Here is a 21,454-nt window from a genome sequence, read left to right as displayed (position 1 = left end):
TCGTCTCTGGGTACGGCGCACGCCAACGTAGCCGCCAGGACGAGCGGTGTAAATAAACCGGTATAGGCCCCTGCCACATGCCCTTTGGGGTCGTGATGGGGTGGCGGGCTTTACCGGTTCACCCACCAGCGGAGCAGCATGGTGAGAACCGCCCCCGCCGCCCTCACCCGTGGTTTCCCGCCACCCCCGTCTTCAGCCCCGCCCCGCACAACGGCACCACCGCCGTGCGTCCCTCGACCGCCCCCTCCCGTACGGCCGCCCAGCACGCCACGCCCGTCGACTCGACGTACAACCCGCGTGAGGCCAGGTCGCGTTGGGCATGGCGGAGCTGGTCCTCCGTCACGGTGAGGAACGTGCCGCCGGAGGCGCGGACGGCGCGCAGGATCTGGCGGGCGCGAGGCGGGTGGGGGATGGCGATGCCCTCCGCGAGGGTGGGGGACGTGGGGGTGGCTCCGACGACGTCGTCGGCGCCCTCGGCCCAGGCATGGGCCAGGGGAGCGACGGCGGCGGACTGGACGGCGTAGAGGGCGGGGCGGCGGTCGATGAGGCCCGCCGCGTGGAGTTCGGCGACGGCGAGGGCCGCGCCGAGCAGCAGCGTGCCGTTGCCGACGGGGACGACGATCACCTCGGGGAGGCGGCCGCCGAGGTCCTCCCACAGTTCGTGGACGTAGGTCTTCGTCCCGTGCAGGAAGTACGGGTTGTAGACGTGCGAGGCGTAGAAGACGCCGTCCGTGTCCGCCGCCTCGCGGGCCGCCCGGGCCGTGGCCTCACGATCGCCGTCGACGAGGTGGAGCCGCGCGCCGTGCGCGTCGATCTGCTCCAGCTTCTTGGCCGACGTACCGGCCGGGACGTACACCGTGCAGGGCAGCGCGGCCCGGGCGCAGTACGCGGCGACCGCCGTGCCCGCGTTGCCGCTGCTGTCGGCGACGACCCGCCGGGGGTCCAGCCGCAGGGCCAGCTCGGCGAGGAGCACCGCACCACGGTCCTTGAAGGAGAGCGTGGGCATCAGGAAGTCGAGCTTGGCCTGAATGCCGTCCTTGAGATCGACCAGCGGGGTCCGGCCCTCGCCCAGTGACACCGTGGGCGACGCCAGGGGGAGGCATTCCGCGTAGCGCCAGAGGGAGTTGACGCGGCCGGACAGGGACTTCAGCGGTGCCGGAGTGGGCGCGAAGTCCAGGTCCAGGGGGCCGCGGCAGGCCGGGCAGCACCAGGCGAGGGAGGCGGCGGGGACGCGCGTACCGTCCGTCGGGCAGAAGCGATCCGGCAGAGGGGTCATGAGCGAAGGGTAGTGATCTCCGGGCGCGGATCGTCGCTCCCGACGGCACGGCGTACGCGCTGAAGGCCGTACGGCAGCGGACACAGCGCGTCGCCTCGTGGCCCGCGCTTCCGGTCTCGACCTGATCATGGTTCCGGCCTCGACCTGATCACGCGGGGGGCAGGGCTCTGTGTTCCGCCCCCCTCCCCGCGTCTCGCCCTGGCGACGTCGCACGCTTACCATGCGCCCAGTCGTACGTCAGTTCCCCCTGGCTCGTTCCGCTCGGCTCGTTCCGCTCGGTTCGTCCCACTTCGTTCGTCCCACTCCGCTCGGCGCAAGGAGCACCTGTACCCGTGGCCACACCCCCGCCCTCCGGGCCCCAGCCACCTCACGGCGGTGGCCCGTTCTCGCCCCCGGGGCAGCCGCAGCCGTATGCCGTGCCCGGGCAGCAGCCGTATCCGCAGCAGGCGGGCCCCCAGCCCTGGGGTCAGGCCTGGGGACAGCCGTATCCGGCGCTGCAGCCGCCCTCGCCCGTCAACGGGCTCGCGATCGCCGCGCTCGTGCTCGGGGTGCTGTGCTTCCTGCCCGGGATCGGGCTGGTGCTGGGGATCGTCGCGCTGGTGCAGATCAGGAGGAAGGGGCAGCGCGGCAAGGGCATGGCGGTGGCCGGAATCGTGCTCTCGACGATCGGCGCGCTGCTGATGACGCTCGCGTTCACTACGGGCGGCGCGCGCGACGCGTGGGACGGCTTCCGCGACGCGGCGACCAGCGCGGGCAGCCCCTTCTCGGTGAACAAGGGCGAGTGCTTCGACACACTCAGCGGTTCCCTGGAGGACTACGCGTACGACGTCGACATCGTGCCGTGCGACGGCGAGCACGACGCCGAGGTGTTCGCCAACGTCCCCATGCCGGACGGCGAGTTCCCGGGCGACGACGCGGTCACCGGCGTGGCCGACGAGGAGTGCTACGCACGCTCCGAGTCGTACGCGATGGACACCTGGGCGTTGCCGGCCGAGGCCGACGTCTACTACTTCACACCCACGCGGCAGAGCTGGCGCTACGGGGATCGTGAGATCACCTGCATGTTCGGCAACGTGGACCCCGAGGGCAGTCTGACGGGCTCGCTGCGGCAGGACCAGACGACCCTCGACGACGACCAGTTCGCCTTCCTGGAGGCCGAGGCGATCCTGAACGACGCCTTCGAGGGGATGCCCGACGCGGAGTACGTCGAGGACGACTTGGCCGGGCACAAGGCGTGGGCGGCGGACGTGGTCCAGGCCCTGGAGCGGCAGACGCGGGCGTTGCGCGCGCACGACTGGGAGTCCTCCACCGAGCAGGCGGTCACCGACTACGCCAAGGCCCTGGACCAGGCGCGCAAGCAGTGGGCGGCGGCGAGTGAGGCGAAGGACGCCGACGCTTTCAGCGACCACTGGGACAAGGCGCACCGGTTGACCGACGGCCCGAAGGTCGTCACCGCCCGCGAGGCTCTGGGGCTGGCCACCGAGCCGCCGACGTACGACGCGGAGGACGGCGGCGAGGACAGCGGAGGGGAGGAGTTCGGCACGGAGGTATGACGGCGGCCATAGCGGGGAGAAAGTGCCTGCGTAAAGCCCTCACCGGGCCCAAGTCATCACATCGAGTGATTGTCTGGCCTTTACTTGCCTGGCCCAACCCACGGTTGCCACGCTGTTGCTGTCTGTACATCCAGAGGGGAGCGGCCAGTGACTTTCGGTGAGCAGCCGGCGTACCTGCGTGTCGCGGGTGATCTCCGCAGGAAGATCGTGAACGGTTCGCTGCCGCCGCACACCCGTCTCCCGTCCCAGGCCCGTATCCGCGAGGAGTACGGCGTCTCGGACACGGTCGCGCTGGAGGCCCGCAAGGTGCTCATGGCCGAGGGGCTGGTGGAAGGTCGCTCCGGTTCAGGCACCTATGTACGAGAGCGGCCGGTGCCGCGTCGGGTCGCCCGCTCCGGGTTCCGGCCCGCCGGCGGGGCCACACCCTTCCGTCAGGAGCAGGCCGACGCCGCCGCGCGCGGGACCTGGGACTCGCGCAGCGAGCAGGTCGAGGCGGGCCGGACGATCGCCGAGCGGCTCGCGATCCAGCCCGGCGACCGCGTGATGTGCACCAGGTACACCTTCCGGGACGCGGGGGAGGTGATGATGCTCTCCACCTCCTGGGAGCCTCTCGCCCTCACCGGCCGCACCCCCGTCATGCTCCCCGAGGAGGGCCCCCTCGGCGGCATGGGCGTCGTCGAGCGCATGGCCGCCATCGATGTCGTCGTGGACAACGTCACCGAGGAGGTCGGCGCCCGCCCCGGCCTCGCCGAGGAGTTGCTCTCCCTCGGCGGTGTCCCCGGGCATGTCGTCCTGGTCGTCCACCGCACGTACTTCGCCTCCGGCCGCCCGGTGGAGACGGCGGACGTGGTGGTCCCGGCGGACCGCTACCAAGTCGCGTACCACCTGCCGGTGAAGTGAGTACGGCGGGCGTGTGCCGTTGGCCGACGGGGTCGGCGTCCGTGTGTCGTTGGTCGAGGCGGCGGGCGCGGTCAAGTGCCGACGGGCGACGGGGCGGGCCCTGCTCGTTCCGGTGAAGTCGGCCCGGCTGCCCACCCGTTCGGGAAACCGGCTGATTGCGTGTGTACGGGACGAGGGCGCGGGCATGGGTCAAGTGGCCCTTGCCGGAGGGGAGTTGCAACCGTCGGAGCCCGGGAGGCTTGTCCGAACGTAGTTCGAATTCGGTCGTTCTTGCCGCCGGGTCGCCATGGAGTCCGGCAGCAGCTCGTTTCGTATGAATGGTGCTGGATCGCTGCTCGTTGGAGCGCTGGGGGGCGCGCGGGTAGCGATTGGCGGCGCGTTCGACGGGGTGCGCCCCCCTCATCTTGGCTGGTTGCGTACCTCTTTGTGAAAAGCCGGATTCGCTGCGTGAAGGTTAGGCGTACGCTCGGGCATATGCGGATTGCGGTTTCCTTAGGTGGCGGGGCGCGGCGGCATCCGGGGACGGGACCTGGAGGAGCCGGGGCGGGAAGGAGCGGTGGGGGTCGATGAACGACGGCACGATCACTCTTCCCTGGCTCGTCATAAGGCAGGACGACAACGGCAATCGCTATCGGGTGGGCAGGTATGCGACGCGCGCCGAGGCGCAGAAGATCGCGGACAGCCTCGACAGTCGGGGCCACAAGCAGCTCTACTGGGTCGAGCGCATCGGGCAGAACGGGCAGAACGGGCAGAGTGGGAGCAAGTGATGCACCCCGCCCGGCGCCCGTGTCCGCTCCCGTAGGCTCCCGCGCATGACCGAACCGATCGTGGTGGTGGGAGCCGCTCTGTTGAGCGAGGGGCGACTGCTCGCCGCGCGCCGCAGTGCACCGCCTGAGCTGGCCGGACGCTGGGAACTGCCCGGGGGCAAGGTGGAGCCCGGTGAGCCTCCCGAACAGGCGCTCGTGCGGGAGCTGCGCGAAGAGCTTGGTGTCGAGGCGAAGTCCGCGGAGCGGGTGCCCGGGGAGTGGGTCGTGCGGCCCGGGTATGTGCTGCGGGTCTGGATCGCGCATCTGCTGTCCGGTGAGCCTCGGCCGTTGGAAGATCATGACGAGCTGCGCTGGCTGACTGTCGATGAGGTGTGGGACGTCGACTGGCTGGACCAGGATGTGCCGGCCGTGATGGAGACGGCGCGGCTGGCTTGGGGTGACGGGAGAGGCTGAGTGTGCCTCGGGGTGGTTTCTCGCCCCCGCCGCCCTTACCCGTCCCATCCCAGGGGGCGCTGCCCCTTCGACCCCGTCCCGTCCCCGTCCCATTCCAGGGGTTGCGCCCTTCGGCCCCGTCCCCGTCCCATTCCAGGGGTTGCGCTCTTCGGCCCCGTCCCGTCCGCATTTCAGGGACGCAGCGCCCTTCGACCCCGGACCGCCCCAGGGCTGCCGCCCCCGGACCCCGCCGAGGAGTGGGATGGTCGGGTGCGGGTCGAGTGTGGCTTGTCGCGCAGTTCCCCGCGCCCCTTTGGGGGGCGGGGGTGAGTGGCTCGCTATAGAGTCGGGGCCGCTCCTGTCCTTGGCGGTGCGCCCCCTACGCCGTTCGTGCCACAGTGCGCCCTCGTGCGCGGTACTGCGGGTCGGATATCGGGTATGTGCCCATTAACCCCATGAAACCGGACAGGACCTGCTTCTGGACTGGGAAGTGATCGGCGTGACCGACAGCGGAGCCGACTGCGCCGAGTGGACCTTTCCGGCGGAGCCGGGCGCGGTGCGCGATGCTCGGACGGTGGTGCGCGGGCAACTGCGTGAGTGGGGGCTCGATGCGCTCGGGGACGTCACCGCGCTGTTGGTGAGCGAGCTGGTGACGAACGCGCTGCGGCATGCGACGGGGCCCATCGGTGTGCGGCTCGTGCGTCCCGCCGACCCCTCGGGGACTCTCCTGGTCGAGGTGTCCGACCCGTTGCCCGATCCGCCCCGCGAGCGCGCGGCCGATGTCGACGACGAGAGTGGCCGGGGTCTGCAGTTGGTTGCCTGTTCCTCGCGGGCCTGGGGTACCCGCCCCGGAGGAGCGGGCAAGACGGTCTGGTTCGAACTCGCGGTTCCCGGCTGAGCGGCCCTGCCGAGGTACGGGACGAAGGACCTGGTGCACGACCGGAGTCCACGGCGTACGGCCCGGGGGAGGGGCGGCTCCCCGGGGCGTGCGTGCGACCGACTTGTTCCAGCCAGTGGCGCTGGCTGGAGTCTTTGGTTCGAGTGGGCACCGCCTGGTTAGAAGACTTGGGAGTATGTCGCGGCCGGTCCAAAAACGATCGGGACCGTGCTGTGATCGTGAACACCGTGTTGTGCGGCGCCGTAGTGCTGGATACTGCGGGCAGCCGCCCCTGGTGACCGAAGCCGGACGCGGTGAGCTGGAGGGGACGGTTCGCGTGAGCGAGATACCAGCGAAGGCCACGGAGTCCACGGGGGCCAAGAACCCGTCGGACCGCGCGCGGCCCGACGCCGCAGACGGTTCCGGCCTGGGCGGAGCCACTCGCGACAGCGGGGCCGCACGCGACAGGACGGGCGATGGGCTGACGCGCCGTGCGCCCGGGAGTCGAGCGTCCGACAGTCGGACGTCGGGCGGTCCCGCGGCCGGGAGCCGTGCGGCGGCCGGGGTGGAAGGTGCCGCTGTCGACGCCGCGGTGGCCGCGGGTGTCATGGCCGGTCACGGGGCCGGCGACTCGATGTGGCAGACCAGCCCGCCGGGATCCATGTACGACTACATCAAGGTCGCTTCGTTCTCCATCGGCGCCGACGGACTCGTCGACCAGTGGAGCCTGCGGGCCGAGCAGTTGTTCGGCATATCGGCCGAGCGGGCCGTGGGGATGGACCCGATCGAGGCCTTCATCGACCCCGACCGGCGTGAAGAGGGCCAGCGGAAGATGGCCGAGGTCCTCGACGGCCGGGAGTGGACCGGAGTGGTCCCCTTCCGGGTGCCGGGTCCCGAGGGGGCCGAGGGACTCGCCGAGGTCTATGTGATGCCCACCACGGTGGAGGGCGGCGAACGGGCCGCCGTGTGCATCGTGGTGGACGTCCGGACACTGCGCCGGATAGAGACCGACCTTGCCGCTTCGCAGTCGATTTTCGGCCAATCCCCGTTCGGTTTCCTTCTGATTGACACCGATCTTCGGGTAAGGCGCGCCAACCATCGCATCGCCGCCCTCTACGGCGGCAACGTCGACGACCACCGCGGCCGGGGCGTCCGCGACTACCTGCAGTCCCCGGAGGCCGAGCGGGTCGAGGCGACCCTGCGGCGGGTCATGGAGACCGGCGACTCGATCACGGACATGCACGTCACGGGCTTCCTGCCCGGCTCCGAAGAGCGCCGCCACTGGTCCGTCAACCTCTACCGCGTGCACAGCGGCACCGGCCGCCCCATCGGCATCGCCTGGCTCGGCACCGACATCACGGCCCGCCGCGCCGCCGCCCGCGAAGCCGCCGCCGCCCGGCGGAACCTCGCCCTCCTCAACGAGGCCGGTTCGCGCATCGGCAACTCCCTCGACCTGGAGACCACCGCCCGCGAACTCCTCGACGTCGTCGTCCCCGGCTTCTGCGACCTCGCCACCGTCGACCTCTACCAGGGCCTCCTGGTGGGCGACGAGACCCCGCCCGGGCTCGCCGACGGCAGCGCCGAGCTGCGCCGGGTCGCCTTCGCCAGCGCCGTCTCCGACGCGCCCTTCGTCGGCGGACCCGCCCCGGTGCGTGTCGGCGCGGTCCACCACTACCCGTTCAACTCGCCCTGCGCGGACGCCCTGCGCACCGCCCGCACCCAGCAGGTGCCCGAGGAGGGCAACCTGATCCAGTCCACGCTGGCGGTGCCGATGGTCGCCCACGACACCGTCGTAGGACTGGTCCAGTTCTCCCGTACGAAGGGCAGTGAGCCGTTCGGCGAACGGGACCGGGCGCTCGCCGTGGAGCTGGCCGCGCGCGCCGCCGTCTGTATCGACAACGCGCGCCTGTACCGCCGCGAGCACGAGCGCGCCCTCATCCTGCAGCGCTCCCTGCTGCCCCCGGGCGACCCCGAGGCCTCCGGGCTCGACATCGCCTGCCGCTATCTGCCGGGCAACGCGGCCACCGAGGTCGGCGGCGACTGGTTCGACGTCATCGAACTCCCCGGCCACCGCACGGCACTCGTCGTCGGCGACGTGATGGGCCGCGGACTGCGGGCAGCGGTGGCCATGGGCGAACTCCGTACGGCCGTCCGTACGTTGGCCCTGCTGGACCTCGAACCCGCCGAGGTCCTCTCGGCGCTCGACGAGATCGCCCGCGGCCTCGGCACCTCCGGAGGTGTCCAGTCCGCCTCCCGCACCTCCTCCAGCCGGCCACGTGACAAGGACCTCGCCGAGGTCTACCTCGCGACCTGCGTGTACGCCGTCTACGACTCGGTGACCCGCCGCTGCACCTTCGCCAACGCGGGCCATCTGCCGCCGGTGTTGGTCGAGCCGGGCGAGAGCGCGCTGATGCTCGACGTGCCGCCGGGCATGCCGCTCGGTGTCGGCGGTGAGCCGTTCGAGGAGGTGGAGGTCGAACTACCCGAAGGCGCACTGTTGGCGCTCTACACGGATGGACTGGTCGAATCCCGCGATCACCCCCTCGACGAAGGCCTCCAGGCGTTCGTCGGCGCGCTGACGGACCCCGCCCAGCCGCCGACCGCGCTGCGCGCCGAGACGCCCCGGTCGCTGGAGGACGTCTGCGACCACGTCCTCAACACCCTCGACACCCACCACGGCGAGGACGACATCGCGCTGCTCATGGCACGTGTCCAGGGGCTGCCCGAGGACTCCGTCGGCGACTGGACGCTGCCGCGCGAGCCGCGCAGCGTCGGCCGCGCCCGCGAGTACGCGCGCGGGCGGCTGATGGCCTGGGATCTGGAGCCCCTCGTCGACACGGCGGAACTGCTGGTCAGCGAGCTGGTCACCAACGCCCTGCGGTACGGCGAGGGCGAGATACGGCTTCGGCTGCTGCTCGACAGAACGCTCGTCTGCGAGGTCTGGGACGCGGGTCTTGTGCAGCCCCGGCGTCGCCGGGCCCGCGACACCGACGAGGGGGGACGCGGGCTGCAGCTCGTCGGGCTGCTCTCCGCGGCGTGGGGGTCCCGTCGTACGCCGCGCGGTAAGACGGTGTGGTTCGAACTGCCGTTGCCGGGTGGTGAGCACGGGCTGACGGATCCGGCGGAGGCGTTGCTGAGCCTGTTCTAGGGGCGGGCTTTTGTATGGTGCGCTGCCTCTTCTCTTCATCTTCTCTGCTCGGCTGCGGCTCTCGGGTGGGCTGGTGATGAGGCGTCAGAGGGTGGGCGGTTTCAGTTGTTCTCGGTCTGCGGGTGGTGTGTGGCTGGTCGCGCAGTTCCCCGCGCCCCTGAGGGGCGCGCTGGTGTGGGCCGGGTCTAGAACTGGCCGCCCACTGCCCTGCGGGCGCGGGTCGCCGTTCCGCCGTAGCAGGCGGGGCCCCGCAGGTCGCCCCGTCCGCCGCCACCGGAGGCCTCGCGGAGGATGATTCCGCCCAGCAGGGCCCCGGCCAGTCCGTCGCCCACGGGACCGCCGTACGGGTTCCCGTACGCCCGCACGTCCTGCTCGGCCAGCTGCCGGGCTTCCTCGGCGAGGGCGTGGGCACGCCGGGCATGCGGGGCGTCGACGCTCCCGGCGTCGGCGGTCTCATCGGTCGCCGTCCCGGGGGAGTCCGCTTCGGCCTGTGTCAAGTGTCGTTCCGCTTCCGACAGTCGGGTTCTGGCCGTTGCCCCCACCGCGCCGCGATGCGTGGTGACGAAGTCCGTCGTGGCGGCGACGGTGCTGCGGGCCGGGAGGAGCCAGCGGCCCTGGCGGCGGAGGACGTCGAGGGGATCGTCGTACGGGCCGGTGAAGGGGGCGCCCTGTTTCGCGGCGTCGGCGGCTCGCGCCAGCTCGACGGCGAGTCGCTCCACCCCGGTCACGAACACGTCTGCCTGGTCGATCGCGCCCTCGGCGGCCCGTAGGTGTACGGCCGCGACGGCCAAGTCGCCCGGATCGGCGGCCTGGCGGGCGCGGTTCAGCTCGGTCGTGGCGAAGACCAGGCGGTCCTTGGCCTGTTCGACGTGGCCGGCGACAGGGAGGGAGGCCGCCGGGGCGTAGCCGTCGCGGAGGACGGTGAGGGTGGTGGCCGCGGTCGCCGTACGGCCGGTCAGTGCGCGGAAGCGGGCCTCCGCGCACTCCAGGGCCGGTGTGATGTCCTGTTCAAGGGCGCGGAGTTGATCGAAGGCGGGCGTCGCCGTGTCGAGCCGCCGCTGGGCCGTCGTGCACCGGGTGAGGATCTCCTCCAACAGCGCGCGCTCCTCGCCGGGCGCCAGCGCCCCCGCCTCCTCGTCCAACCGCTGCCTCGCCCGAAAGGCCCCCGTCAGCGCACCCCGCGCGTCCGCCAACGCCTCCGCGAACGGCTTGACCGCGTCCTGAGCCGCAGGCGTCTCCGCGTAGGCCTTGGACGGGTCGAGCGGAATCGGCCGCTCCGGGATCGGCCGCTCCAGGTATGGCCGCTCCGGGATCGGCCGATCCGGGTACGGCTGCTCCGGGTACGGCCGCTCCGGGTATGGCCTGGCTGGGTCAGCGTCCCGCGGCCGCCCCGCGTGCGGCGCGGCGCCGCCGTGACTCGTCGGGCGCCTCCCTGGGGAGGGCTCAGCGTCGTCGCGACGCGCCGGCCGCTCCGCGCGTGGCCCGGCGTCGCCATGGCCTGCCGGGCTCGCATTGGATGGCTCGGTGTCGTCATGGCTCGCCGGGCTCCCGGCGTGTGGCTCGGTGTCTTCGTGGCCCGGTGGCTTCTCCGTGTGGGGTTCGGTGTCTTCGTGGCCCGGTGGCCTTTCCGTGTGGGGTTCGGTGTCTTCGTGGCCCGGTGGCTTCTCCGTGTGGGGTTCGGTGTCTTCGTGGCCCAGCGGCCTTTCCGTGTGCGGCTCGGTGTCCTCGCGGCCCGGCGGCGGCCCTTCCGGGAACCGCTCGGGAGCCGTACGACCCGGCAGGGCTGCTGCGAAGCGGAGTTCCTCGGTGCTTGTGCGGACGCTGTCGTCGGTTTCGACGAGCAGGCGTTGGGCCCGGCGGTGGAGGTCGGGCAGTGGGGTGACCGGCGGTTCGAAGGTGCCGGTCGGGGGCGTGCGCAGCCGGGCGCGGCGCCTGCGTCGGACGAGTGAGTACGCGGCGACGGCGGCTGCCGTGCCGGCGGCGGCCACCGGCACGATCAGATCCACACCGGAGGCCTCGTCGTCCCCGGGCGGAACCACGGGCTGCTGCCCGCCGGTGCCCGGGACCCCGGGTCGGCCCGCGGCGACCGGACCGACGAACCGCGTGCCCGCGGCGGGGCTCAGGGACTGCGTGCCGGCAGCCAGTGGCAGTGGCAGAGGCGGGTCGCTGATCGTCGCCCCCGTCGCCGTGGGCAGCAGGAGCCAGCCCAGGGCTGCCAGGCCCCCGAACGCGGTGTGGGCCAGGCGCACGGCTATGTGCGACGTGGCGCCTCGCGCTCGGCTCTTCCTCAGACGCGACGTCACATTTGGGAGCGTATGGCCGGTGTGGCGCGGTCGCGAGTGGGGTGGGCCGGAGTGGGGGAGGCGGAGACTGGTACCGGTGGCGAGGGCATGTCATGATCGCCTCGTTCGCGAGGGGGAGGCTGGACATGCTGACGAACATCGGGATCGGCTGCCTCGCGGCGACCATGGTGGTCACCGCCGTGTTGGGGGTCGCCGCGATCCGTACGGGGTGGATGGTGCCGTGGCTGCGCCGCAGCACGCTGCGACCGGCTCTGTGGGGCTATGCGTCGCTCGCCGGCGGCGCGGGGCTCGGCCTGTGGTCCTACGGCATGACCACGTATCGCGCGGATGCGTACGGCTTGGCGGGCCTGGCTCTGCTCATCACGAACGCCGTGCTGTCGTTCCTCGCGACCCGCCCCGGCCGCGTCACCACCCCGTGACCGCCGCGTGCCGCCCCCTCACCCGTAGCGAACTGGAGCCCCTGGCCCGCGCCGCCGCCGGCCCGGCCCGCCGCCTCGGCGCGGTCTCGCGGCTGCGCGGCGGCAGCAAGAAGGGTGTGTACCGGCTCACCTTCGACGACGGCGGCACGGCGGTCGCGTACGTCTGGTCCCCGGACGAGGACTACTGGACCGGCACCGAGGGAACCGCCGCCCCCGACCCACGCGACCCCTTCTCGCACGCCTCCGGTATCGACCTGTTCACCGCCGCCCACGACCGCCTCGCCGCCATCGGGGTCCGCACCCCGCGCCTGCTCCTCGCCGACCGCACCGGCCGTCACCTCCCGGCGGACGCGGCCGTCGTGGAGGACGTACGCGGCGGGACCCCGGAGGAGGCGCTGGAGCGCGACCCGCATGAGGCGGCGGGCACCCTGGAGCGGCTGGCCGGGGCGCTGGCGACGATGCGGGGCTCCGAATCCGCACGGGGGTTCGGCAAGGTCGGCGTCGTCGACCAGGGCGGCACCTCGCACGGCACCTCCTGCGTGGACGTCGTACGGGACCGGCTCTGCGGGACATCGCGGAGGCGGCGGGCCGGGACGCCCGTATCGCTGAGGCGCGGGAGGCGCTCGACGAGCGGATGCACGCTCTCGCCTCCGCCGTCCGGCCCCGTGCGCGGCACACCCTGATCCATGGCGAGCTGGGCCCGGACCACGTCCTCGTCGGGGCCGGCGGTGAGCCGGTCCCGGTCGACATCGAGGGGCTGTTGTACTTCGGCCCGGAGTGGGAGCACGTGTTCCTGGAGCTCCGCTTCGGCCCCCACTACGCGTCCTGCGCGCCCCGGGCCTCGACGAAGACCGGCTCCGTGTCTACCGCCTGGCGATACGCCTGAGCCTGGTCGCCGACCCCCTCCGCCTCCTCGACGGCGACTTCCCGGACCGGGAGTTCATGCGGACCATCGCCGAGCACAACGTCCGGCAGGCCCTCACCCTGCTGAGGAACGCCTCCTGATCTTCGAGCCCAGCCACACCAGCGGGTCGTACTTGCGGTCGACGGCACGTTCCTTGAGGGGGATCAGCGCGTTGTCCGTGATCTTGATGCCCTCGGGGCACACCTCCGTGCAGCACTTGGTGATGTTGCAGTAGCCGAGACCGTGTTCGTCCTGGGCCGTCTTCTTGCGGTCCAGGCCGGTCTCCTCGGCCGCGTCCAGCGGGTGCATGTCCAGCTCGGCGACCCTCATGAGGAAGCGGGGGCCGGCGAAGGCCGGCTTGTTCTCCTCGTGGTCGCGGACGACATGGCAGGTGTCCTGGCACAGGAAGCACTCGATGCACTTGCGGAACTCCTGCGGGCGGTCCACGTCCTCCTGCATCATCCGGTACTCGCCCGGGCCGACATCCTCCGGCGGCACGAAGGAAGGGACCTCACGCGCCTTGGCGTAGTTGAACCCCACGTCCGTGACCAGGTCACGGATCACCGGGAAGGCCCGCAGGGGGGTGACGGTGATCGTCTCCTCCTGCTCGAACACCGACATCCGGGTCATGCACAACAGCCGGGGCCGCCCGTTGATCTCGGCGGAGCACGAACCGCACTTGCCCGCCTTGCAGTTCCAGCGGACGGCGAGATCGGGGGCCTGGGTCGCCTGGAGCCGGTGGATGATGTCGAGGACCACCTCGCCCTCGTTCACCTCGACCTTGAAGTCCTCCAGGCCGCCGCCCCGCACATCGCCCCGCCACACCTTGAAGCGGGCCTCGTAGCCGCTCATGACCGCGTCTCCTCGTAGCCGCTCACTCGTACAGCTCCTCTTCGGCGAGGTACTTGACCAGCTCCTCCTTGTCGAAGAGAGCGAGCAGGTCCGGGCGGATGGGCTCGGTGGTCTCACGGGTCAGGGCGATCTGGCCGACGACGGGGTCCATGGCCGCCGGCCCGCCCGTGGAGTCGGTGAGTCGGCACAGCAGATTGATACGACGCCACTCGCGCTCCATCGCCGGGTGGTCCTCGCGGGTGTGGCCGCCCCGCGACTCCGTACGCTCCAGCGCGGCCCGCGCCACACACTCACTCACCAGCAGCATGTTCCGCAGATCCAGGGCGAGATGCCAGCCCGGGTTGAACTGCCGGTGCCCCTCGACACCCGCCCGGCGGGCCCGCACCCGCAGATCGGCCAGCTTCTCCAGCGCCTGTTCCATCTCGCCCTCGCGGCGGATGATGCCGACCAGGTCGTTCATGGCCTGCTGGAGTTCCTGGTGGAGGGTGTACGGGTTCTCCGGCGGCTTTCCCGCCGCCTTCTCGGGCTGTCCCGGCGCCGGGCCCTCGGCGGAGAAGGGACGCAGGGCCTCGGCGGCGGCCGTGTCGACCTCGACGTCGTCCACCGGGGGACGTGCCCCGATGAGTCCCGCCGCGTGCTCGGCCGCGTGCAGCCCCGCCCGGCGGCCGAAGACCAGCAGGTCGGAGAGGGAGTTGCCGCCCAGCCGGTTGGAGCCGTGCATACCGCCGGCCACCTCACCGGCCGCGAACAGACCCGGCACGCCGCGCGCCGCCGCCGTGTCCGACTCGACCGCGATACCGCCCATCACGTAGTGACAGGTCGGCCCGACCTCCATCGCCTCCGCCGTGATGTCGACGTCCGCCAGCTCCTTGAACTGGTGATACATGGAGGGGAGGCGGCGGCGGATGACCTCGGCCGGCATCCGCGTGGACACGTCCAGGAAGACACCGCCGTGCGGGGAGCCCCGGCCCGCCTTCACCTCGGCGTTGATGGCCCGCGCCACCTCGTCACGCGGCAGCAGCTCGGGCGGGCGCCGGTTGTGGTCCGGGTCCTCGTACCAGCGGTCGCCCTCCTCCTCGGACTGCGCGTACTTCTCCTTGAAGACGTCCGGGATGTAGTCGAACATGAACCGCTTGCCCTCGGAGTTCCTGAGCACCCCGCCGTCCCCGCGCACCGACTCCGTGACGAGGATGCCCTTCACCGACGGCGGCCAGACCATGCCCGTCGGATGGAACTGCACGAACTCCATGTTCAGCAGGGGTGCGCCGGCCAGCAGCGCCAGGGCGTGCCCGTCGCCCGTGTACTCCCACGAGTTCGACGTCACCTTGAAGGACTTGCCGATGCCACCGGTGGCGATGACGACGGCGGGCGCTTCGAGGACGAAGAAACGGCCCGACTCGCGTTCGTAGCCGAAGACGCCACTCACCCGCGAGCCGTCTTTGAGGACCCTCGTGACCGTGCACTCCTGGAAGACCTTCAGCCGGGACTCGTAGTCACCGGTCTCCTTGTGGTCCTCCTGCTGGAGGGCGACGATCTTCTGTTGGAGCGTGCGGATGAGTTCGAGGCCCGTACGGTCGCCGACGTGGGCGAGGCGCGGATACTCGTGACCGCCGAAGTTGCGCTGCGAGATGCGGCCGTCCTTCGTACGGTCGAAGAGGGCGCCCCAGGTCTCCAGCTCCCACACCCGGTCGGGGGCCTCCTGGGCGTGCAGCTCCGCCATCCGCCACTGGTTGAGGAACTTGCCGCCGCGCATGGTGTCGCGGAAGTGGACCTGCCAGTTGTCACCGGCGTTGACGTTGCCCATGGCGGCCGCGATGCCGCCCTCGGCCATCACCGTGTGGGCCTTGCCGAACAGGGACTTGCAGATCACGGCCGTACGGGCGCCCCGCTCGCGGGCCTCGATCGCGGCGCGCAGTCCGGCGCCTCCGGCGCCGATCACGACGACGTCCCACTCCTGTCGTGCGACCACGGACATCAGAACAACCTCGGATCGTCGAAGGCGCCGGACGCGACCAGGTACACATAGAAGTCGGCGAGCGCCACGCTCACCAACGACGCCCAGGCGAGCAGCATGTGCTGGGCGTTGAGCCTGCCCACCCACTGCCACATCCGGTAGCGCACGGGATGCTTGGAGAAGTGCTTGAGCTTGCCGCCGACGATGTGCCGGCACGAGTGGCAGGAGAGGGTGTACGCCCAGATCAGCACGATGTTGACGAGGAAGACGAGGGTGCCGAGGCCCATGTGGCCCCACTCGTAGTTCTCGTCGCGGAAGGCCAGGACGGTGTCGTAGGTGAGGATGCCGGCGACGACCAGGGCCGCGTAGAAGAAGTACCGGTGGAGGTTCTGCAGGATCAGCGGGAAGCGGGTCTCGCCGGTGTACTTCTGGTGCGGCTCGGCCACCGCGCAGGCGGGCGGGGACGCCCAGAAGCCCCGGTAGTACGCCTTGCGGTAGTAGTAGCAGGTCAGGCGGAAGCCGAGCGGGAAGATCAGGATGATGATCGCCGGTGAGATGCCCCACCAGGCACCGAAGATCTCCCAGTTGGGGCCCGCGTGCATGGGCTCGCAGCGTTCCGCCAGACAGGGCGAGTAGAACGGCGAGACATACGGGGCCGCGTAGTAGTGCGCGTCCGCGAAGGCCCGCCACGTCGAGTACACGATGAAGGCCAGCAGACCGGCCGCCGTGGCGGCCGGGGCCAGCCACCAGCGGTCGGTCCGCAGATGCGGGGCGGTGATCGCGGCGCGCGCAGGGGTCCGCACGCCGCCGCCTTGCGGATGGGGTTCTGTTGCCGGCGGTTCCGTACCAGTGGCCAACGGGGGACTCCCGGTCGGGTTCTCGGATGCGTGGTCGGTGTGGCTTACGTCGGTTCAGGGCGCATGCCGGTCGCGGGCCCCGAGGCCCTCGTCGTCCGAGTCCGTCCACAGCGAGTCGTCGTACGGCGTGTCGGGGATCGTGACGAGTTCGGGCCGTTTGGGGGACGAGGCGCCGGAGGTCGTCTCGCGCAGCAGCGCGACGCTCTCGCGCAGATGGGCGATGTCGGCGCGGACGCGGCGCATGTCGGGCCCGCCACCGCCGATCTGCTGTTCCAGCCGTCCCACCGACCGGTAGAGGTCGTCGAGGCACCGCTGGACCGATGTCAGTTCATCTTGCACGGACATGACTTGCCCTCACTTCCGCGGATCGTGGAGGACCGAGGCGGCAACGTTCATGCGCCTGCGAGTGTTGCGCGTCACACGTTGCGCTGGGAAGGGATGTGCATCGATTGGCGGATTGCAGGCCTCCCGTGCACGCCCGTACACGCTGGGTGTGCACCGGGGTCCAGATGCGGCGCGTTGCGCCGCACGGGTGGATTTTCGCTCCCCGTCGCCGTGTCGCCGTCGGTCCGTCGGTCCTTTCCTCTTCAGTGTGTGGCCATAGATCTGATCAGCTCCATATGCACCCAAAAGTGATCATAAACCCCGTTCGCCGGCGGTGCGGCCCACCGGAGGTAGCAGAGATGTCCCACGACGGCGTCGGACTGCGCGCGGTCATGCGCTCGGTCGCCTTCCTCACCGCGGGTGCGCTCGCGGTGCCCCTGCTCACCGGGTGCGGAGAGGAGGACCCCGCGGGCAAGCCCGTCGCGGGACAGGACATCGCCCCGGCGGACCGGGACCTGCTCAAGGACGGCGGCACCCTGCGCTGGGCGGTGGACGCCGTACCGGAGACGCTGAACACGTTCCAGGCGGACGCCGACCCGGCCACGGCACGGATCGCCGGTGCCGTACTGCCGTCGATGTACCGCATCGACGCCGCCGGGCGCCCCCGGCTCAACTCGGACTACCTGGAGTCCGCGGAGGTCGTCGAACGCGAGCCCCGGCAGGTCGTGCTCTACAAGCTCCACCAGGAGGCGGTGTGGAGCGACGGCCGGGAGGTCGGCGCCGCCGACTTCGCCGCGCAGTGGCGTGCCCTGTCCGGCAAGGACTCCGCGTACTGGACGGCCAGGAACGCCGGCTACGAACGCATCCAGAAGGTCGAGCGGGGCGAGAACGACCTGGAGGTCCGGGTCACCTTCGCCCGTCCGTACGCCGACTGGAAGTCGCTGTTCTCGCCGCTGTACCCCAAGCAGGTGATGGGCACCCCCGACTCCTTCAACGACGGCGCCCGCAACAGGCTCAAGGTCACCGCCGGGCCCTTCGCGCTGAAGGAGGTCGACCGCAAGGACGGCGAGGTCACCCTCACCCGCAACCTCCGCTGGTGGGGCCGCTCGCCCAAGCTCTCCGAGCTGGTCCTGCGGGCCGTACCGCGCGACGAGCGGGTCAAGGCGCTGGCCGAGGAAAAAGTCGACCTCGCCGAGATCGACTCGGCGCAGGCCGAGCGGATCACGCAGGCCTCGCGCGACAAGAAGAAGTCGCAGGCCGCCGGTCCTCTCTCGCGGAGCGGCGGCCCCGCCCACGGCCCCGGCTCCGACCTGACGCCCGCGAAGTCGCTGCGGTCCTGGGCCGTCGCGCACGGCTCGGACGAGAAGGCCGCGGACGCGGAGGCCGGCGCCCGGCAGGAGCGGCGCCAGGCGATCGCCGAGTACACCGCCCAGCAGTCCGCCCTGCGCGGCTTCGCCGTCCGCCGGTCCCTCGAACCCGCCTTCACCCAGCTCGCCCTCAACGGCTCCGAGGGCCCCCTCGCCGACGAGCGCGTCCGCCGCGCCGTGGCCCGCGCCCTCGACCGTAAGGAGCTCGCCGCGCTCGTCCTGAAACCCCTCGGCCTGCCCGCCGTCCCCGTCGGCAGCCACCTCGCCCTCGAAGGCCAGGCCGCCTACGCCGACAACAGCGGCGCCCTCGGCGGCCAGGACACCGAGGAGGCGCGGGCCCTGCTCGCCGACGCCGGATGGGAACGGGGCGGCCCGCTCGAGAAGGACAAGAAGGCGGCCGGTGCGGAGGGGGAGAAGGGCGCCCCCGGCGCCGAGGCGGATACCGACTCGTCCGAGGACGAGGACGGGGGCGACGGCACCCCCATCGTCGGCGACGACGACAAGCCTTCCGACGCCGACGGGAAGAAGGGCGAGGAGGGCGCGCACCTCGCTCAGGACGGCAAGCAGTTCAAGCCGGGCGGCGCGCCGGGCGCGTACGCGCCGAAGGGGACGCGGGCGCCCGCCGACGCCGCGCGGGGGCCGCTCGCCAAGGACGGCAAGCCGCTGACGCTGCGGTTCGTGCTGCCGTCGGGGCCGGGTACGGAGGCGCTGCGGACCGTCGGTGAGCGGATCGCGGTGATGCTGGACCGCATCGGGATCCGGACGGAGATCTCCAAGGTCGCCGACGAGAGCTACTTCAAGGATCACATCGCGAACGGGCAGTACGACCTCGCGCTGTACTCCTGGCCGACCTCCGCCTACCCCGCCACCGACGCCCGGCCCATCTACGCCAAGCCGGTCCCCGCGGCCGACGGCTCGCTGAGCGTGGAGCAGAACTACACGCGGGTCGGCACGGACCAGGTCGACCAGCTCTTCGACCAGGCGGTGGCCAGCCTGAACGAGTCCGAGACCCGCTCCCTGATCCGCAAGGCGGACGCCCGCATCTGGGCCGCCGCCGGCTCCATCCCCCTCTACCAGCGGCCCCAGCTCGTCGCCGCCCGCACCGACCTGGCGAACGCGGGCGCCTTCGGCTTCCAGACCCCCCTCTACGAGGACATGGGCTTCCTGAAGAAGGGCGCGCGGGCGCCGGCGAACTCCACAGACGAATAGGGGATCACCCCTCGCGGGTGGCCGAGGCGGTCTGAGCCGTGCCGAACTGGGTCTGGGTCGGTCTGAGCCGTGCCGAGCTGGGTCCGGGTCGGTCTGAGCCGGGCGGAGAGTGTGCCTGAGCTGGGCATGGACCGGTCTGAGCAGGACCGGAACAGCCCGGGGAGCCCCGGCTGCCGCGGCCCCGTACCATGGGGTGAGGCCGTGGCGTGTCCAGCCCGGCAGGGTCCGCGCGACAAAAGATGTCAGCGCAGGCCGTCCTCACACTCCGGGAGAAGCGCCTCAATATGGCCACGCGCCACGACATCCGCAACGTTGCCATCGTCGCCCACGTCGACCATGGCAAGACCACTCTGGTCGACGCCATGCTCAAGCAGGCCGGTGCCTTCGCCGCGCACGCCGCCGAGTCGCTCGACGACCGCATGATGGACTCGAACGACCTGGAGCGTGAGAAGGGCATCACGATCCTCGCCAAGAACACGGCGGTGAAGTACCACCCGAAGGATGGCGGCGACGTCATCACCATCAACATCATCGACACCCCCGGCCACGCCGACTTCGGCGGCGAGGTCGAGCGCGGTCTGTCGATGGTGGACGCCGTCGTCCTGCTCGTCGACGCCTCCGAGGGCCCGCTGCCGCAGACGCGCTTCGTGCTCCGCAAGGCGCTGCAGGCACGGATGCCCGTGATCCTCTGCATCAACAAGACCGACCGCCCCGACTCCCGGATCGACGAGGTCGTCAACGAGACGTACGACCTGTTCCTGGACCTGGACGCGGACGAGGAGCAGATCGAGTTCCCGATCGTCTACGCGTGTGCGCGGGACGGGGTGGCCTCGCTGACCAAGCCGGAGGACGGCACGGTCCCGGCCGACAGCGACAGCCTGGAGCCGTTCTTCTCCACGATCCTCTCGCACGTCCCGGCCCCGGAGTACGACGAGGCCGCTCCGCTCCAGGCGCACGTCACGAACCTGGACGCCGACAACTTCCTCGGCCGTATCGCGCTGCTCCGCGTCGAGCAGGGGGAGCTGCGCAAGGGGCAGACCGTCACGTGGATCAAGCGTGACGGCACGATGTCCAACGTCCGCATCACCGAGCTGATGATGACCGAGGCACTCACCCGCAAGCCCGCCGAGGTGGCCGGCCCCGGTGACATCTGCGCCGTCGCCGGTATCACGGACATCATGATCGGCGAGACCCTCGCGGACCCCGAGAACCCGATCGCGCTGCCGCTGATCACGGTCGACGAGCCGGCGATCTCGATGACCATCGGTACGAACACCTCGCCGCTGGTCGGCCGTGGCGGCACCGGCAAGGGCGCCGACAACAAGGCCGCGGTCAAGGACCGCAAGGTCACCGCCCGTCAGGTCAAGGACCGTCTGGACCGCGAGCTGGTCGGTAACGTCAGCCTCCGCGTCCTCGACACCGAGCGTCCCGACGCCTGGGAGGTCCAGGGGCGTGGTGAGCTGGCGCTGGCCATCCTGGTCGAGCAGATGCGCCGTGAGGGCTTCGAGCTGACCATCGGCAAGCCGCAGGTCGTCACCAAGATCGTCGACGGCAAGGTCTACGAGCCGGTCGAGCGCATGACGATCGACGTCCCCGAGGAGCACATGGGCGCGGTCACGCAGCTCATGGGCGTCCGCAAGGGCCGCATGGACAACATGTCGAACCACGGCTCCGGCTGGGTCCGCATGGAGTTCGTCGTCCCGTCCCGCGGCCTCATCGGCTTCCGTACGGAGTTCCTGACGGGTACGCGTGGCACGGGCATCGCCCACTCCATCCACGAGGGCCACGAGCCGTGGTTCGGCACGCTGACGACCCGTAACAACGGCTCGCTCGTCGCCGACCGCTCCGGCGCCGTCACCGCGTTCGCGATGACGAACCTCCAGGAGCGCGGCGTGCTGTTCACCGACCCCGGCACCGAGGTGTACGAGGGCATGATCGTCGGTGAGAACTCGCGCTCCGACGACATGGACGTGAACATCACCAAGGAGAAGAAGCTCACGAACATGCGGTCGTCCTCGGCCGACTCGTTCGAGGCGATCGTCCCGCCGCGCAAGCTCTCCCTGGAGCAGTCCCTGGAGTTCTGCCGCGACGACGAGTGCGTCGAGGTGACCCCGGAGGCCGTACGCATTCGCAAGGTCAACCTGGACGCCCGCGAGCGCGCCCGCGCGGCCAGCCGGGCGAAGCACGGCTGACGGACAGGGGACTTGGTCCGGTCGTCCGCGGCTGCGGGTGGCCGGGCCAGGTCATGTCCGGGGGGCCGGGGGCGGTCGCGGCACGCCGCACGCGGAGAAGCACCAGCTGCCACCGGTGTG

17 protein-coding genes are annotated in these 21,454 nt (G+C 71.2%); 11 read left to right on the top strand and 6 right to left on the bottom strand.

What is annotated here, in order from left to right; translation table 11 throughout:
* Positions 1 to 163 precede the first annotated feature (163 nt).
* Complete coding sequence (locus JIX56_RS15110; protein WP_257540993.1) at positions 164 to 1,276, bottom strand: threonine synthase; 1,113 nt, start codon at positions 1,274 to 1,276, stop codon at positions 164 to 166.
* Positions 1,277 to 1,608: 332 nt separating this feature from the next.
* Here JIX56_RS15110 and JIX56_RS15105 point away from each other — a divergent pair, with 332 nt between their 5' ends.
* From JIX56_RS15105 to JIX56_RS15080, 6 genes are all read left to right on the top strand, one after another.
* The gene (locus JIX56_RS15105; protein WP_257540992.1) at positions 1,609 to 2,829 is read left to right on the top strand and encodes a DUF4190 domain-containing protein; all 1,221 of its coding nucleotides are present in this window, start codon (positions 1,609 to 1,611) and stop codon (positions 2,827 to 2,829) included.
* A 147-nt stretch (positions 2,830 to 2,976) separates the two neighbouring features.
* On the top strand, positions 2,977 to 3,729 hold the full coding sequence (locus JIX56_RS15100) for a GntR family transcriptional regulator (RefSeq protein ID WP_257540990.1): 753 nt from the start codon (positions 2,977 to 2,979) through the stop codon (positions 3,727 to 3,729).
* A gap of 566 nt (positions 3,730 to 4,295) precedes the next feature.
* A complete protein-coding gene (locus JIX56_RS15095; RefSeq protein WP_055713409.1) occupies positions 4,296 to 4,496 on the top strand; it encodes an SPOR domain-containing protein in 201 nt (66 codons plus the stop codon).
* 45 nt (positions 4,497 to 4,541) lie between these two features.
* Entirely contained in the window at positions 4,542 to 4,949 is a 408-nt protein-coding gene (locus JIX56_RS15090) for a (deoxy)nucleoside triphosphate pyrophosphohydrolase (RefSeq protein ID WP_257540988.1), read from the top strand.
* 469 nt (positions 4,950 to 5,418) lie between these two features.
* Positions 5,419 to 5,826, top strand: a complete 408-nt coding sequence (locus JIX56_RS15085; RefSeq protein WP_257540986.1) for an ATP-binding protein — start codon at positions 5,419 to 5,421, stop codon at positions 5,824 to 5,826.
* Between the two features lie 316 nt (positions 5,827 to 6,142).
* On the top strand, positions 6,143 to 8,953 hold the full coding sequence (locus JIX56_RS15080; protein WP_443031822.1) for a SpoIIE family protein phosphatase: 2,811 nt from the start codon (positions 6,143 to 6,145) through the stop codon (positions 8,951 to 8,953).
* Between the two features lie 185 nt (positions 8,954 to 9,138).
* Here the strand turns inward: JIX56_RS15080 and JIX56_RS15075 are convergent, their stop codons facing one another.
* Positions 9,139 to 11,256 (bottom strand): hypothetical protein, encoded by a 2,118-nt coding sequence (locus JIX56_RS15075; RefSeq protein WP_257540984.1) that lies wholly within the window; start codon positions 11,254 to 11,256, stop codon positions 9,139 to 9,141.
* A 125-nt stretch (positions 11,257 to 11,381) separates the two neighbouring features.
* Here JIX56_RS15075 and JIX56_RS15070 point away from each other — a divergent pair, with 125 nt between their 5' ends.
* From JIX56_RS15070 to JIX56_RS47645, 3 genes are all read left to right on the top strand, one after another.
* Positions 11,382 to 11,675, top strand: a complete 294-nt coding sequence (locus JIX56_RS15070; RefSeq protein ID WP_257540982.1) for a hypothetical protein — start codon at positions 11,382 to 11,384, stop codon at positions 11,673 to 11,675.
* Complete coding sequence (locus JIX56_RS15065) at positions 11,672 to 12,358, top strand: hypothetical protein (RefSeq protein WP_306819853.1); 687 nt, start codon at positions 11,672 to 11,674, stop codon at positions 12,356 to 12,358. Before JIX56_RS15070 ends, JIX56_RS15065 begins: the two co-directional genes overlap by 4 nt.
* A 94-nt stretch (positions 12,359 to 12,452) precedes the next feature.
* Positions 12,453 to 12,680 carry a hypothetical protein gene (locus JIX56_RS47645; protein WP_306819852.1) on the top strand — a complete coding sequence of 76 codons (228 nt, stop codon included), beginning with the start codon at positions 12,453 to 12,455 and terminating at the stop codon, positions 12,678 to 12,680.
* Here the strand turns inward: JIX56_RS47645 and JIX56_RS15060 are convergent.
* The 4 genes from JIX56_RS15060 to JIX56_RS15045 are packed head-to-tail and all read right to left on the bottom strand — an operon-like array spanning position 12,655 to position 16,587.
* Positions 12,655 to 13,431, bottom strand: coding sequence for a succinate dehydrogenase/fumarate reductase iron-sulfur subunit (locus JIX56_RS15060; RefSeq protein ID WP_257540980.1), 777 nt, complete (start codon positions 13,429 to 13,431; stop codon positions 12,655 to 12,657). The two genes, JIX56_RS47645 and JIX56_RS15060, sit on opposite strands and share 26 nt — an antisense overlap.
* Before the next feature lie 22 nt (positions 13,432 to 13,453).
* Complete coding sequence (locus tag JIX56_RS15055; RefSeq protein WP_257540978.1) at positions 13,454 to 15,406, bottom strand: fumarate reductase/succinate dehydrogenase flavoprotein subunit; 1,953 nt, start codon at positions 15,404 to 15,406, stop codon at positions 13,454 to 13,456.
* Positions 15,406 to 16,242: a hypothetical protein gene (locus JIX56_RS15050; protein ID WP_257540976.1), complete on the bottom strand. Its 837-nt coding sequence runs from the start codon at positions 16,240 to 16,242 to the stop codon at positions 15,406 to 15,408. The genes JIX56_RS15055 and JIX56_RS15050 overlap by 1 nt, the downstream gene beginning before the upstream one ends.
* Before the next feature lie 54 nt (positions 16,243 to 16,296).
* Positions 16,297 to 16,587, bottom strand: coding sequence for a hypothetical protein (locus tag JIX56_RS15045; protein WP_257540974.1), 291 nt, complete (start codon positions 16,585 to 16,587; stop codon positions 16,297 to 16,299).
* 338 nt (positions 16,588 to 16,925) lie between these two features.
* On the opposite strand from JIX56_RS15045, the gene JIX56_RS15040 reads away from it, so the two are divergent.
* Together JIX56_RS15040 and typA are read left to right on the top strand one after the other, a co-directional pair.
* Positions 16,926 to 19,142, top strand: a complete 2,217-nt coding sequence (locus JIX56_RS15040; protein WP_257540972.1) for an ABC transporter family substrate-binding protein — start codon at positions 16,926 to 16,928, stop codon at positions 19,140 to 19,142.
* Positions 19,143 to 19,426: 284 nt separating this feature from the next.
* On the top strand, positions 19,427 to 21,334 hold the full coding sequence (gene typA, locus JIX56_RS15035; protein WP_257540970.1) for a translational GTPase TypA: 1,908 nt from the start codon (positions 19,427 to 19,429) through the stop codon (positions 21,332 to 21,334).
* The last annotated feature ends 120 nt before the right edge of the window (positions 21,335 to 21,454 follow it).

The sequence above is a fragment of the Streptomyces sp. CA-210063 genome, from assembly GCF_024612015.1.
Taxonomy (GTDB): Bacteria; Actinomycetota; Actinomycetes; order Streptomycetales; family Streptomycetaceae; genus Streptomyces.
This window is presented reverse-complemented; position numbering and strand designations above follow the sequence as displayed.

Coding starts and splice junctions, on each gene's coding strand:
- JIX56_RS15110 (WP_257540993.1), bottom strand. CDS start 1,276: ATGACCCCTCTGCCGGATCGCTTCTGCCCGACGGACGGTACGCGCGTC.
- JIX56_RS15095 (WP_055713409.1), top strand. CDS start 4,296: ATGAACGACGGCACGATCACTCTTCCCTGGCTCGTCATAAGGCAGGAC.
- JIX56_RS15090 (WP_257540988.1), top strand. CDS start 4,542: ATGACCGAACCGATCGTGGTGGTGGGAGCCGCTCTGTTGAGCGAGGGG.
- JIX56_RS15070 (WP_257540982.1), top strand. CDS start 11,382: ATGCTGACGAACATCGGGATCGGCTGCCTCGCGGCGACCATGGTGGTC.
- JIX56_RS15060 (WP_257540980.1), bottom strand. CDS start 13,431: ATGAGCGGCTACGAGGCCCGCTTCAAGGTGTGGCGGGGCGATGTGCGG.
- JIX56_RS15055 (WP_257540978.1), bottom strand. CDS start 15,406: ATGTCCGTGGTCGCACGACAGGAGTGGGACGTCGTCGTGATCGGCGCC.
- JIX56_RS15045 (WP_257540974.1), bottom strand. CDS start 16,587: ATGTCCGTGCAAGATGAACTGACATCGGTCCAGCGGTGCCTCGACGAC.
- JIX56_RS15040 (WP_257540972.1), top strand. CDS start 16,926: ATGTCCCACGACGGCGTCGGACTGCGCGCGGTCATGCGCTCGGTCGCC.
- typA (WP_257540970.1), top strand. CDS start 19,427: ATGGCCACGCGCCACGACATCCGCAACGTTGCCATCGTCGCCCACGTC.